Source organism: Paenibacillus sp. FSL R5-0713 (assembly GCF_037973325.1).
Lineage (GTDB): Bacteria > Bacillota > Bacilli > Paenibacillales > Paenibacillaceae > Paenibacillus.
Window position 1 is genome coordinate 869,278 of record NZ_CP150229.1, and the last position, 13,473, is coordinate 882,750.

Here is a 13,473-nt window from a genome sequence, read left to right on the forward strand (position 1 = left end):
TTCATAATATACCTAATCTTCCTGATTTCCTGGTATGAGAACACGTTTCATGAAGAGAGAGGATGAAGCCTAGCAAGATATTCATTATCTTTAATGTGTCGAAAAAAAGGCATAACAAAAAAAGCCTATACTTGATAAGAATCAAGCAGAATGGCATACCGTTGATCTATTTTGTTAAATAGATGATTCCCAGGCTCATTTTATTTTGATAAATTCATTTTGGGCGGGATGTACCCAAGTAATCTGGCTATTTTTGCGATTTGTCCCTGATGATGGAATTCATGGGTTGTGCAATGTGTAAAAAGCCATAATTCACTTAATTCGGCGGTTTCACTCATCCAACCGGCTTGAATGTCGGGGTTCCAGTTGCGTCTAAAATCCTGTAGGAATTCGTTAACGAGTAAGTCTGTCGCCTCAAATAATTTACGCATCTGCTGAACATCTTGGATGGATTCTGGTTTTATTTTGGGCATGGATCGCCCAAGACCACGCACACCTAACCATACGCGATAACAATCTGTAACATGAACATGCAGGTTACGAATTGAATCTCCACCTAAAGCTTCTACCGGTTTAATATACGCTGTGGGGGACATGTTTTCACACATTCGGAAGAGGGATTCCCTTGTCCGTTTAATCATGTCGTACTGACTTTTTAGTACATCCATGTTTAATGATCTCCTTTCTAACTGTACTGTCTGTTGTATGTTAAACTGCAATCTCGAGCAAGGTCTGACACTGTCTGGTTTTAATTAAAGATTACATGTATCTATAATGTATATGATGTATTATGATGTCAAACATATATAGCTACTCCTTGATGGGTTAAATAAAGTGAATGCATAGGAATGAACAGATGGAAAAAGAAGTTAGTATAAATGTGGATAATGAAGTTGTCTTGCGCCAAGCAGTGGTTTTATAATGGTACATTCAAGAGATTTAGATATCCATTCCTACGTAGTCGACGTTGTTTATTCAGGCTGGCGGGAGAAGTATGCTTCTCTCGGGGGTGTGATATAATCGGTTACAGATGGATTTAACATTTTCGGGATAAAGAAGTTCCCTAGTATGCATAGAGAGGTTTTGGATATGACGAAAGACAATTTTTGGCGTGAATTACCACGACCATTTTTTATATTGGCACCGATGGAGGATGTGACGGATGTTGTGTTTCGTCATGTGGTGAGTGAAGCAGGGCGACCAGATGTATTTTTTACGGAATTTGCGAACACGGAGAGTTATTGTCACCCGGAGGGGCACAAGAGTGTGCGTGGGCGTTTGACATTTACAGCAGATGAACAGCCGATTGTGGCTCATATCTGGGGAGATAAACCGGAATTCTTTCGTGAGATGAGTATCGGTATGGCGAAAGAAGGCTTTAAAGGTATCGATATTAATATGGGCTGTCCTGTAGCGAATGTGGCTGAGAATGGAAAAGGAAGCGGCTTGATCTGCCGCCCGGCTCTTGCGGCGGAGATTATTCAGGCGGCGAAGGCCGGAGGACTGCCAGTCAGTGTAAAAACGCGTCTCGGATTTACTGAAGTCGACGAATGGCGCGACTGGTTAACTCATATTTTGCAGCAAGACATCGTGAATCTGTCGATTCACCTGCGGACAAGAGAAGAAATGAGCAAAGTAGACGCTCACTGGGAACTGATTCCGGAGATTAAGCAGCTTCGTGATGAGATCGCTCCTAATACACTTCTGACGATTAACGGGGATATTCCGGACCGTGAGACAGGCCTTAGACTCGCGGAGCAATATGGTGTGGATGGCATTATGATTGGACGCGGTATTTTCCAGAATCCGTTTGCGTTTGAGAAGGAGCCGAAAGAACACAGCAGTGAGGAATTGCTTGATCTGCTACGGCTGCATCTGGATCTCCATGATCAATATTCAGGACAGGAGCCACGTTCGTTCAGCGCGCTTGCCCGTTTCTTTAAAGTCTATGTCCGCGGATTTCGAGGAGCAAGTGAACTCAGAAACAGCCTAATGAACGCCAAGTCGACAAGTGAAGTTCGTACGCTGCTCCATGAATTTGGAAATAAGGATCAAGTTGAGGCGGAGGAACGTGGGATTTAAGTTTCCGAGTTCGGAGAAAGAACGGACGATAAGTAAGGTTAGTTTTGGTGTGGGCAAGCGTCATACTCTGGTCAACAAACTAACAGGGATTGAAGAGTTACGTTATTTAGGAGTACTTCCAAAGTGGGAAATCATGAGGGTATCCCGACATATTAGCAACTTCATCCATAGTAGGCTCTCAAGCCATGTCGAGTATTACTCGCACTTAGTTAGGAAAGATTAGTAGTTATGATGTATTGACGGTTATTAAGAAAATAACAGCTAAAAAAGAAGCGGGAGCAACTCCGCTTCTTTTTTAGCTGTTGTCGTCTCCTTGGAGCGTTAACGCGTATACTCCGATTGGGCCATGGCGATCGGCTGAGGATTGGTTACTACCCATAATACCGCCAACTCGGATAATCTGGCAGGCGCATCAAAATCATATCCATCATGAAGCCTGCTGACCAAGTCTGATGCTTCTTGGAGAAGTGCCGGGGCGAGTGGTTCACCAGTGCCCAGGTGACGAATCAGTGCATCCAGCATCTTGCGATACTCCCTATCCCAGTTACCTCCGCCATTATCCAATACTTCATGAGACACACGCCCTGTGATGCGGATCATCTCTCCCTGCACCGTTTGCGCATGTCCCTGGGCCGGGACAAGATATTCCCACAGCTCTTGGTGCTGCTTGGGCCAGGTGGTTGCTTTTACCTGAATGGGGGTGGTCCCATCGTGCATGATCCGATTCGCGACCGGCTCGACATCAAATAGCTGGTACAGTTTGATCAGCGCGTCTGAAACTCCATCGACCTTGTCCTTATTGAACTTCTCACGGGCGAATTCAAAATCCTTACCGATCCGCTTCACCGATTCTTTCATATCCGGGGTGAGCGATGCTCCGGCATCCAGCAGAATTGCGGCAATCTCCGCTAGATTAACAATATCACTATTCCTGCAATTGACTAAGCCCTTGGCTAATGGCGTATTTCCCTGTTTATTTTCTACGTTAATCGCAGCGTCTTGGTTTACCAACGCTTGAACCACTGTGGTTCTATATCCACTGACCGCTGCATGTAAGGGTGTTTCATTTTGGTAGTCCACAGCGTCCAGATCCGCGCCTAATTCAAGGAACAGGGGGACATTTCCTGACCAGTGTGAGGCATGGGCATGTAAAGGCGTGCGTTGATATTTGTCACGTGCATTAATATCTGCCCCTTGCTCTACCAGCCAGCGAACCAATTCATCCGAAATATGCCGAAAGCTGAGGGCCGTACCTTTGCTGTAGCCCCCACGGGCATCCCATTCGCATTGCTCGAAAACCTCTTTTACCGCAGCGATATCATTATCTTTAACGAGCTTTTCCATATGAGCAGGTAATGTTGTTTTCTTCTTAGCCATTTAAAATCCCTCTCCTTGTGAATGACATCGTATTTTCGTAATGATAGGCAATGATAGATGGATAGAAAGCAGATAATTTCTGCAAGTTTATCACATGAGGAATGTTAAACCAATTACTGGATTTAATCTGCGGATACGACGAACAGAGGAATTGAATCTGTTTTCAGATTGAATAGGGGACTTTGCTTTGTTTGGCTATGTTATAATTTTAGATGAGTTTCCGTAGGGTTGATGGATTGAAAAGTATATAAAATGATCGCCGCAATGCATGCGGTAGGTTTTTCATAATAGGAGGATCTATGTCCTGGAGTAAACTGAAGCAACAATTAGAGAGTTTTCTTAGTCCCGCGTTAATTGGAAAAGTGGAGTATCGTGCAACCAGCTATCGCTATGCCCCTGATAAATCAGGCAATTGTTACATTACCGTAGATCAAAAGAACATCCTGAATATGAGTGATATTTCAACGCCGATCCGTTGGTATCAGACGGAACAGGAGATTAAGAACGATCCTAACATTCTCATTCCTGTAAGTGAAGATGAGATTGAAGTTATCCGGCAAGAGTCCAAAGGCAATATCCCCGAGGATCGATTGCATATCATGGCAAGGAGCAGAAAAATCTCCGTACATGCCAAAGCGCTTTTGGTGGCACAGGCTGCACTCAGTAAATCAAATTTTACCGTTGCAGCTACCACATATTTATCTACTTCTATAGAAGATAATCTGGAGAGCAATGATATTTTGTATAATATTCTGGCTTTAATGGACAGACGGGTTGGCAAAAAACGAATTCTAAACATGTCCGAGCAGATCAAATTAAAACATCCAGCGGTGCAATATTTCTATGAACTGCGTCGTCGTACGGTGTGAAATTTAAATAACTGTCATGGATAGAGATACACTGTGACGAATTCAATGAAATCTGCTAACAAGTGGGTATAGCTTTTAACTATAACCAGTTATGGTTTTTAAGTATCCCTTCTAACTGCTCTCGGCGTGATATGATCATGGTATACAACGAGGGGGTAATTTACATGACTGACAAGTTCCAGATCGTAGGAAGTTTATTGCGGCCGGAAGAGCTGCTGAAATATAAAACGCAAATTGAACATAACGATGATATCCAATATCCGTTCTATGAAAACTACGAAGGATATGAGAAGTGCGAGACGGAGGCTATCAAACAAGTTGTAGCCAAAGAGATCGAACATAACTTGTCCGTTGTTACCGATGGCGAATTCTCCAAATCGATGTGGCATCTGGACTTTGTATGGGGATTTGGCGGTGTGAAGCGTTACATCGCGGATCACGGCTATTTCTTCAGAGATGTGGACGGAACTTCGAAGTATGAAACACGCAAAGATATCGGACTGCGCATCACGGACAAATTAAGCGGAAAAAATCATCATTTCATTCAATTGTTCCAACAACTGCAAGACACGGCGGGTGACCAGCAAACGAAACTTTGCGTACCATCGCCATCCCATATTTTCGGTGAACTCTCCTGGTCAGATAACATTGGGGGTACAGATTCCGTTTATCAGAACAAACAGGAGCTCAAAGAGGGCCTAGTAATCGCGTATAAGGAATTCGTCGAAGAATTCGCTGCAGTGGGCGGTAAAATTCTGCAATTCGATGATTGCTTGTGGGAACTGTTTGCAGACGACAACCCTAACTCTCCATTTACAGGGGAGCATATTAATCAAGATGAAGTACAAGGTCTCGCTTCTGAATTCATTGATATTAACAATACCGTGATTGACTTCGGACATAGCCTGGGCTTGAAAATGTGGACACATAACTGCCGCGGTAATTATGATTCCCGTAACATGGGCGGTGGATCGTATGTGAAAATCGCCAATCTGTTCCTGAAGCAATTGAAGTATGACCGTTTCTTCCTGGAGTGGGATGATGATCGTGCGGGTTCCATCGAAGCTCTGGAAGTGTTCAAGGACAGACCGGAAACGGAAATTGTATTGGGTTTGCTTTCCTCCAAAACGAGTACCCTTGATGATGAAACACGTGTTGTCCGTTTGCTGGACGAAGCATCCAAAATCATCGATAAGGATCGACTGCTGCTGTCTCATCAATGCGGCTTTGCATCCTGTGATGGCGGTAACGAATTAAGTGAAGCTCAGCAATGGGCGAAGATTGATCAAGGGCAGAAGATTGCAAAGCAATATTGGGGCGGCACCGTCTAGGATTCAAGTTGAATGTATTGTGACCTTATAAACACATTGCTCGATCAATAGTGTTCTGCGCGATAATAAAACGGCGACTTTTCCTCTGGAATCTCATCCAGGGAGAAGTCGCCTTATTTGTAGTGGTACGTGCCGTATGGGTACATTCTCATTTCAATAACTTTTTTAAACTAATGATGACGCATAGGCATGTCTTTCTTTATTTCTCCGATTCACGCTGTGCCAGCCATTCCTTTTTCAACAAAGCATATTGATACGTATTTTCATATTTCGGTGTGCCGTCCTCATTATTGACAAATGAAATGAACTCCAAAAAAAGACCTTCCCGGCGCATGCCCAGCTTCTCACACAGTTTCTGGGAACGAAAGTTATCATCCTCGACATAGGCGTACACTCTTCTTATTCCCTGTTCCATAAAGAGGTGCTCGATGAAAGCATTAGCGCTTTCACTTGCGTACCCCTTCCCTTCGAATCTTCCATTAAAATTCCAACCAATACTATACGTATCTGAATTCGAATCCTTATCTGTATCAGGATCCTGATCTTCCCTCATGCCAAACAGCTCACCGATCAGCTCGTTACTGTCTTTCAGGCAGACTGCGATTTGGGAATCGTCATTGCTTCTTTTTGCGACCTCCGCCGCCGCGTCTTCCAGTGTTGAAATTCGGTGATCCATAAAGCAATTCACTCTGGGATTTGCTGTGTATTCCAACAGTCCGGCTGCGTCTGTTGCGGTGAAATTTCGTAGGATTAATCGATTGGTTTCAAGGTTTTGCATGAGATATACCTCCAGTGTTCATATCAATAGATTGACTTTGTTCATGTTGTATTTCTTTTTATTCTACCAAACACACTATTCCTTACTATAGCTGGGTGTAGCCTTGAGTTTGGCTTTCGTTCTGGTTGTGTCAGACCGGGAGAACAATCCCACCAATTTCTCCCTATAGATATAACCGAGCACGAACCCGATTACAGCGATAACAGAAATACTAATGGCGATCGTATATTGTTGCATATGAATGGTGGACCCCACAGCGGCAGATGCAATGATCCACGGCAGACGACCAATTATAAGAATCATGAAGAACTTAAACGAACGAATCGATGTAAGAGCGGCAACAAATACAAGCATGTCTTTGGGCAAGCCGGGTATCACGAAAAAGATAAATAAAAAAGCGGAGAACTTCTTCTCATCATGTATAAACGACATCCACTTATAATTTTTCTTTTGCAGCAGCCGTGAAATGTAAGCCCGACCGATAAAACGAGTGAAATAAAAGGCGATCGCTGAGCCGAGTATCAAACCTATCGTTGTATACAATGAACCAATGGCTGTACCGTAAATATATCCGCCTGCGACTTGCACCACTTCTCCTGGAATAGGTGCAACCACGATCTGAAGAATCTGGAATAAGATGAACATGATTGGACCCCAATGTCCGGTTGAATGAATATATTCTCTGAAGTTGTCCATGGAAGACATGATTTTAATAATGGCCGGAGAATAATAGACCAGCAGACCAATGGACAACATGATGAATAGACCCAACAATAGGTTAATCATTACTTTTTTTGAAGGTTGTGGCATAGCTGACGACCCCTTTGTATAGTAACCTCTAGATATTTACAGTATAAGTCGAAGTTCTTAAGAGATACCTACATAACTTCTGAAGAATTCTTAAGTCGATTGTATTTGCTGGTAGTCGCTAATAGCGCATATTATACTGAAATTAGACGGAGGGATCAGATGAGCAAGAAAATTCTAATTGCTGATGATAACAGCGAAATTCGTGAAATTGTAAGGATTTTATTAGAGAGCGAGAATTATGAAGTCATTGAAGCGATAGATGGTCAAGATGCGATTGATAAAGTGAATGAAGAGACGGATCTCATTATCTTGGATATGATGATGCCCAATAAATCAGGTTTGAAGGCTTGTCTGGAGATTCGTGAACAAACAAGCGCACCGATCCTGTTTCTCACGGCGAAAACGCAGGATTCTGACAAACAATTGGCCTTTTCTTCCGGCAGTGATGACTTCTTGTCCAAACCCTTCTCTTATACAGAACTCGTTTCAAGGGTGAAGGCCTTACTACGGAGGTATTATGTTTATCGGGGCAAAGAGAAGACTGAAGAAACAGACCAAATTATCGTTAAAGATCTTACCGTCCATCAGGATTCAAAAGCCGTGTTTGTTGGGAAGAAGGAAATTGCTCTAACTGAAATTGAATACCAGATTTTGCTGCTGCTGGCTAAGAAGCGACGAAAGGTGTTCTCTGCAGAAAACATATATGAGAGTGTTTGGGGGCAACCCTTCTTTTATACGTGTAATAACACGGTGATGGTTCATATTCGTAATTTGAGAGGCAAACTGGAGGATGACCCGCAGAACCCTAAATATGTGAAGACCGTTTGGGGGAAGGGGTACAAAATTGAATAGATTACTAATGGGAAAAAAACTGAAGATTAAACTGGTTTTGGCGGTTGTCATCTCTTTGTTCATAGCCATGAGTGCTTTCGTTATTTTACAAGTTGTTGGCGAGACTGTATTGGATAGTTATTTAAGCAAATCCACTTTTGTAGAGAACAGGCAGCAAGATGCGCTTGAACGATTCGAAGCGTTCGTGAACAATCAGAACGTGTCAACACGTAATCATGAGCAATTGTCTGATTGGATAAGTCATGAGCGCTACTTAAATCTGTATATTTTTGCAAAAGAAAAGTTGATATTTTCCTCTAATACGGAGATTGATCCTGCCATTAACGAGGAGCTGTTAACTCAATTTGTACCATCGAAAATACCCATCACCACCATCCATTTTGCGGATCAGGATGCCCAAATATATTTGGTTGGCTTTTATGAGTATCAATATTTCAACCTCATTCTGATTATTGGTGTTTTCATAGCAGCTATCGTGTTCATCGTTTCCTTTCTACTGATAATTAATAAGAAAACGTCGTATATTGGCCTGCTTGAACAAGAGATTAAAATACTCGAAGGTGGAAATTTGGAATATTCGATTACGGTATCGGGAAAGGATGAACTGTCATCTTTGGCCCAGAGTATAGATGAGATGAGGAAATCTTTTGTGGAGCGGCTCGGCAGCGAGGAGAGGGTCAGGATGGCAAACCGCGAATTGATCACGGCGATTTCCCATGATTTACGAACGCCACTCACGATTCTATTAGGGTATATGGATATCATAGAGCTCAACAAGTATAAAACACATGAGGATCTGTTGCAGTATATTCATAATAGCCGGGAGAAGGCCTATCAGATCAAAGTGCTGTCGGACAAACTATTTGAATATTTCACGGTATCCTCTGCCGCTGAAGAAGAGGAAATAGAATTTGAAAGGTATGAGGGCAGAGCGCTTATCGATCAACTCATCGATGAACAATTAGTGGTTTTAAACGATATCGATGTGCAGGTTCAGACAGGTGCACATCATGAGGAGTTTTTACTTGAACTCAATCTGGTCGCCATGCGTCGCGTAATGGATAACATATTTTCAAATATTCGAAAATACGCCGATCCAGTGTTTCCCGTTCATATCCAGATTTCTTTGAAGCAACAATGGGTCACTCTTGAGGTGGAGAATAAGATTAAACGTGTTGGCAAAAAGAAAGATAGCAACGAAATTGGGCTCGTTAGTTGTCAGAAAATGATCGAACAGCACAACGGGACGTTGAAGGTGTCACAGGAAGAAGATACGTTTTCACTACAAATTACGCTACCTGTCATCTTCAATAAACCAACACAGACTCATATATAATGGGAAAAGAGAGATGTTACTGTATTAAAAGAGCCATGCATTCGCATGGCTCTTACGATATCGTCAGAGGGCAAGCCTCATGTCTCAAACAACAGGTTCATTCTGTTTCTTGAAATATTGTTCAATGAGAAACGAGAGCATCGGTCCAGGCTCAGCCTGCTGTAATTGAGACTGATCGCCAAATTCCATGAGATACGGCTGTTCCGTAGTACAAGGAATCCAATGAGGCATCCGTTTTCCGGTGGAATCTGGACCGTTCGGGTCACCTGTAGCAATAAAATTGGATAAATAATTGCACATCTGGCGCGCCAGATCATAATGTTTGCCCGTGAAAGGCCGCCAGCACTTGGCCAATGTCTCGAAGAAAAACCACAGATCGACGGAGTGAAAGGTTCCCGGCTGGTCCCATCCCGGAATCTCGGCGTCAAAGTTATAATAATAAAGAGGCGTCTCAGACGCATGACCGCTGTTCGCGCGGATGGCGAGCAGAATGGCATGTTGGATCATGCGTACTGATGCTTGTTGCAAAGCCTGCTCGATTTGACCGGTCTCGGTCTCACATAGCTTCAAAAAGGCAGGAGCATCCTCGCCGAACAGCTCAACTGCCATCTGTTTCAGTTCTTCCAGATTGGCTGCGGCGGGACGAGTCCAGAATTCGGAAGACGTATGCCCCAGCATGACGGGGATCGCCTCGCGCTCTTGCTGAACAAAACGAGTAAACGGATCGCCTGCGCAGAATTGATCGTCGATGACGGTTCCCCAGAAGCTTTTGTATTCAAGTGCTTTGTCACGGAGAAATTCAGCATCCAATTGTCTCGCCTCTGCAAGGGAAGATACGCCCAGGAAGTCGAAAAATGCAACCCCGGCCTGCTCTGCATCCCGCAGTGTGGAACGGACAGAAGGCACGCGGACTTTCGGGTACAACTCCGTAGCCATGCCGCTCATAATGACGGCTCGCTGGAACAAGCCCTTATTTTGCGGAGAGGTCATCTGGCTGAGTACACTTCCTCCGCCTGCCGACTGTCCACCGATGGTGATCTGGTCCGGATCACCGCCAAAGGCGGCAATGTTGCGTTTGACCCACTGCGTGCCTGCTTGTTGATCGAGATGACCGAAGTTGGCGGGTGCATGGGGAGATTCGGCGCTTATCTCGGGATGACACAGGAAACCAAAGGCATTCAGTCGATAATTAATCGTCACAACGACAATACCTCTACGAGCGATTCGCTCGCCATCAAATTCCATTTCGGCCGTATGGCCAACCTGTAGGCCTCCGCCAAAGTACCAGACAAAGACAGGTAACTTCTCGTCCGTGCGCTTGGCTGGTGTCCAGACATTCAGATACAGACAATCTTCGTCCATGGGCAGGTCAGGATCAACTGCCCATTCGCGGGTGTAGATATTGTTATCATCGATGACTGTTGGGGCTTGCATGGAGATAGGGGCAAAATCGAAAGCTTGCAGTACACCGTCCCAGTTCGACTGCGGCTGCGGGGCACGCCAGCGGTTCTCACCTACAGGAGGCGCGGCAAAAGGAATTCCCTTGAAGCTGGTAATCCGCGGATCCGCCGCAGGCAGTCCTTGCACTTGTCCATGTTCTACCGTAACCATTCTAAGCATAACAACAATCTCCTCTCTGGATTTAGGTTGTAAGCGTTACCGAACATCTGATTAACGATATTAAGATAAACCGAACGCGAGAACAGGGTAGCTGTAGAAATGGGGGAATCAAGGTTGAATCCGATTTGGCATGAGAGCAGCAGAGCCAGTAATTTGTATTTTATCAGCGGTGGTCACAAGCCAGCTAATTCTCATCAATGGGGGCCAGGCGTGCGTGACGTTTATGCGCTGCATTATATTATCCGCGGTCAAGGGACGCTGGAGACTGGAGGCCGCGTATTTCGGTTAGTCACGGGGGAAAGCTTTATCATATTTCCGCAAAAGGAGATTTATTATTATCCAGACCCGCAAGATCCATGGGAGTATGTCTGGGTGGAGTTTAGCGGTGAGGATGCCGGACGGTTGCTGGGGCTAACGCAACTTTCAGAAGTACAACCCGTAGTGACGATCTCACCGGAGACACTGCAGCCTTTTTATCACCTTGCCTGGAACGCAGGTGCATCATCCTATGAATTGCTGCGGGCGGATGCGCGTTTGCGTCTGCTGCTCTCCTACTATATGGAGTTTTATCCAAAGAGGCCGCAGGTGGAGGCCAAGGATTATGTCTGGTTGGCGAGAAAGTACATCGAGCAGAACTACTGGAAGCCGACATTGACCGTCACGGAGATTGTAAAGGCAGTCAATCTGGAGCGCAGCTATTTGTTTCGTCTGTTTAAAGGAGCAACCGGTAAGTCTGTTCTGGAGTATATTACCTCCTGCCGAATCCAGCGCGCCTGTGAGCTGCTGAAGACATCAGGTCTGCCGATTCAATCGGTAGCCTACTCCGTCGGCTACAATGATCCGTTATATTTTTCCAAAGTATTCAAGAAATCCACTTCACATACACCAACAGCATACATGATGCTGCACCAGACCAAGGCATAACGTTAACGGAACAGGGCGCAGTTCCCGGACTCGCGGAAATAACGTATCAGCTTTTCAATGGGCTCGCGTCCACAGTTCAGTTTCACTCCAAGACAATCGATGCACAGAAATTGCTGGGCAGAGCGCGAGATCAGTTTAAGGTAGATGCCCACATCGTCTGAAGAGAGCGGAACCTGACAGGAGGTGCATAGGCGATGTTGAGCCATTATTTCACCAGTTTGGCCCGGACGATGAGGCAATCATGTGCTGCGACAACGGGAGCGAAGCGTTCACGGAACACGCCAAGCTCTTTATGTTCCCAGCAGTCGTACATCGACAGAGCATAACCGGCAGCGTAAGGCAGACCCATATCCCAAAACTGCAAAGACAACTCCCGCTGGCTGTCGCTCAGGTTGAAGAAGCCAATAGCCAGATCACCATCTGTAAGTACCTTCACCAGCATAAAGACATCGTCTGTGTGAAACCATTGCGGCTCTGGTTTAATGCGGTAAGCGCCGCGAGCTTCTACATCCTGGTTGATGGCAAGAAGGTCAGGATTCAGAAGAATATCTTTGGTAATCTGGTTAGCCTTGCGCACGTCGCATCCGATCATTAATGGAGAACCCATCATGGACCAGAGGGAGAAGTGGGTTTTATATTCGATGTCGTTGCATCCGCCGATACTGCCAATATAATCATTGTTGCTTCCACCGTACATACCAACGATTAGCATATCCATATCGTTATGGCAGAAGGAGCCGGTGTAGCTTTGTTTCCCCAATTGAGATAGGGCAAGTTCCTTTACTGAGTCCCAGTTGTCGCGGATATCGCCAGTGGAGCGATACATGTGGGCACCCGATTCCCGAATCCAGTCGTATACGTCGTCAGCTCCCCAGTTGCAGGCGGAGAACAGGATATCGCGACCGCAGTTTTTCAGCGCCAGGCTCATTCGTTTGTACAGCAGCTCTCCTGAGATATGTCGTGGCTTGAAGCAATAATCATATTTCAAATAGTCAACGCCCCATTCGGCAAAAAGGGCAGCATCTTGGAATTCATGCTCAAAGCTGCCTGGATACCCGGCACAAGTATGCGTACCCACGCATGAATACATGCCGAACTTCAGTCCTTTGCTATGGATGTAATCAGAGAGCGCTTTCATTCCGCTGGGGAACTTCTCCGGGTCAGCCACCAGGTTGCCACTTTCATCCCGTTCCTTCAGGCTCCAGCAATCATCAATGACGATATACTCGTAGCCAGCGGCCAGATAACCTTCCGATACAAACACATCAGCGACATCCCGAATTAATTGTTCATTAATATCCCACGTAAAGGTATTCCACGAATTCCAGCCCAGCGCAGGGGCAAAGCCTAATACTTGATTGTTGCTCATGATCTCGCATCCTTCCTCTCCTCAATTTCGTTAACGATACTAAACTGAACATAAACGATGAGCGATGATTCCTGCCATAGCTTAACGTTGCTTGGACATGGACATATGTTGCTCAGCTGTGCTGA

At 45.1% G+C, this 13,473-nt stretch carries 12 protein-coding genes; 6 read left to right on the top strand and 6 right to left on the bottom strand.

The features are described from left to right. Positions 1–200 precede the first annotated feature (200 nt). Complete coding sequence (locus MKZ12_RS03985; RefSeq protein ID WP_339258842.1) at positions 201–668, bottom strand: DinB family protein; 468 nt, start codon at positions 666–668, stop codon at positions 201–203. A 421-nt stretch (positions 669–1,089) separates the two neighbouring features. Here MKZ12_RS03985 and MKZ12_RS03990 point away from each other — a divergent pair, with 421 nt between their 5' ends. Further along, positions 1,090–2,082, top strand: a complete 993-nt coding sequence (locus tag MKZ12_RS03990; protein WP_339258843.1) for a tRNA-dihydrouridine synthase — start codon at positions 1,090–1,092, stop codon at positions 2,080–2,082. A gap of 321 nt (positions 2,083–2,403) precedes the next feature. Here MKZ12_RS03990 and MKZ12_RS03995 read toward each other — a convergent pair whose 3' ends face one another. After that, entirely contained in the window at positions 2,404–3,459 is a 1,056-nt protein-coding gene (locus tag MKZ12_RS03995; protein WP_339258845.1) for an ankyrin repeat domain-containing protein, read from the bottom strand. A gap of 299 nt (positions 3,460–3,758) precedes the next feature. On the opposite strand from MKZ12_RS03995, the gene MKZ12_RS04000 reads away from it, so the two are divergent. Further along, a complete protein-coding gene (locus tag MKZ12_RS04000; protein WP_339258846.1) occupies positions 3,759–4,328 on the top strand; it encodes a hypothetical protein in 570 nt (189 codons plus the stop codon). Between the two features lie 164 nt (positions 4,329–4,492). After that, positions 4,493–5,659 (top strand): 5-methyltetrahydropteroyltriglutamate--homocysteine methyltransferase, encoded by a 1,167-nt coding sequence (locus tag MKZ12_RS04005; RefSeq protein ID WP_339258848.1) that lies wholly within the window; start codon positions 4,493–4,495, stop codon positions 5,657–5,659. Between the two features lie 199 nt (positions 5,660–5,858). Here the strand turns inward: MKZ12_RS04005 and MKZ12_RS04010 are convergent, their stop codons facing one another. Together MKZ12_RS04010 and MKZ12_RS04015 are read right to left on the bottom strand one after the other, a co-directional pair. Further along, positions 5,859–6,437: a GNAT family protein gene (locus MKZ12_RS04010; RefSeq protein ID WP_339239547.1), complete on the bottom strand. Its 579-nt coding sequence runs from the start codon at positions 6,435–6,437 to the stop codon at positions 5,859–5,861. Positions 6,438–6,512: 75 nt separating this feature from the next. Next, complete coding sequence (locus MKZ12_RS04015) at positions 6,513–7,247, bottom strand: TVP38/TMEM64 family protein (RefSeq protein WP_339258850.1); 735 nt, start codon at positions 7,245–7,247, stop codon at positions 6,513–6,515. Positions 7,248–7,406: 159 nt separating this feature from the next. Here MKZ12_RS04015 and MKZ12_RS04020 point away from each other — a divergent pair, with 159 nt between their 5' ends. Both MKZ12_RS04020 and MKZ12_RS04025 read left to right on the top strand, forming a co-directional pair. After that, entirely contained in the window at positions 7,407–8,099 is a 693-nt protein-coding gene (locus tag MKZ12_RS04020; protein ID WP_339258852.1) for a response regulator transcription factor, read from the top strand. Further along, positions 8,092–9,435, top strand: a complete 1,344-nt coding sequence (locus MKZ12_RS04025) for a HAMP domain-containing sensor histidine kinase (RefSeq protein WP_339258853.1) — start codon at positions 8,092–8,094, stop codon at positions 9,433–9,435. Before MKZ12_RS04020 ends, MKZ12_RS04025 begins: the two co-directional genes overlap by 8 nt. An 84-nt stretch (positions 9,436–9,519) precedes the next feature. On the opposite strand, the gene MKZ12_RS04030 is transcribed toward MKZ12_RS04025, so the two are convergent. Continuing rightward, positions 9,520–11,055 (bottom strand): carboxylesterase family protein, encoded by a 1,536-nt coding sequence (locus tag MKZ12_RS04030; protein WP_339258855.1) that lies wholly within the window; start codon positions 11,053–11,055, stop codon positions 9,520–9,522. Between the two features lie 114 nt (positions 11,056–11,169). Here MKZ12_RS04030 and MKZ12_RS04035 point away from each other — a divergent pair, with 114 nt between their 5' ends. Beyond that, on the top strand, positions 11,170–11,979 hold the full coding sequence (locus tag MKZ12_RS04035) for an AraC family transcriptional regulator (protein ID WP_339258857.1): 810 nt from the start codon (positions 11,170–11,172) through the stop codon (positions 11,977–11,979). A 205-nt stretch (positions 11,980–12,184) separates the two neighbouring features. Here the strand turns inward: MKZ12_RS04035 and MKZ12_RS04040 are convergent, their stop codons facing one another. Beyond that, positions 12,185–13,348, bottom strand: coding sequence for a glycoside hydrolase family 27 protein (locus MKZ12_RS04040; protein ID WP_339258858.1), 1,164 nt, complete (start codon positions 13,346–13,348; stop codon positions 12,185–12,187). Between the last annotated feature and the right edge of the window lie 125 nt (positions 13,349–13,473).

Bases quoted from the DNA above. Each gene is read 5' to 3' on its own strand.
- MKZ12_RS03985 (WP_339258842.1), bottom strand. From the start codon at position 668: ATGGATGTACTAAAAAGTCAGTACGACATGATTAAACGGACAAGGGAA.
- MKZ12_RS03990 (WP_339258843.1), top strand. From the start codon at position 1,090: ATGACGAAAGACAATTTTTGGCGTGAATTACCACGACCATTTTTTATA.
- MKZ12_RS03995 (WP_339258845.1), bottom strand. From the start codon at position 3,459: ATGGCTAAGAAGAAAACAACATTACCTGCTCATATGGAAAAGCTCGTT.
- MKZ12_RS04000 (WP_339258846.1), top strand. From the start codon at position 3,759: ATGTCCTGGAGTAAACTGAAGCAACAATTAGAGAGTTTTCTTAGTCCC.
- MKZ12_RS04005 (WP_339258848.1), top strand. From the start codon at position 4,493: ATGACTGACAAGTTCCAGATCGTAGGAAGTTTATTGCGGCCGGAAGAG.
- MKZ12_RS04010 (WP_339239547.1), bottom strand. From the start codon at position 6,437: ATGCAAAACCTTGAAACCAATCGATTAATCCTACGAAATTTCACCGCA.
- MKZ12_RS04015 (WP_339258850.1), bottom strand. From the start codon at position 7,247: ATGCCACAACCTTCAAAAAAAGTAATGATTAACCTATTGTTGGGTCTA.
- MKZ12_RS04020 (WP_339258852.1), top strand. From the start codon at position 7,407: ATGAGCAAGAAAATTCTAATTGCTGATGATAACAGCGAAATTCGTGAA.
- MKZ12_RS04030 (WP_339258855.1), bottom strand. From the start codon at position 11,055: ATGCTTAGAATGGTTACGGTAGAACATGGACAAGTGCAAGGACTGCCT.
- MKZ12_RS04040 (WP_339258858.1), bottom strand. From the start codon at position 13,348: ATGAGCAACAATCAAGTATTAGGCTTTGCCCCTGCGCTGGGCTGGAAT.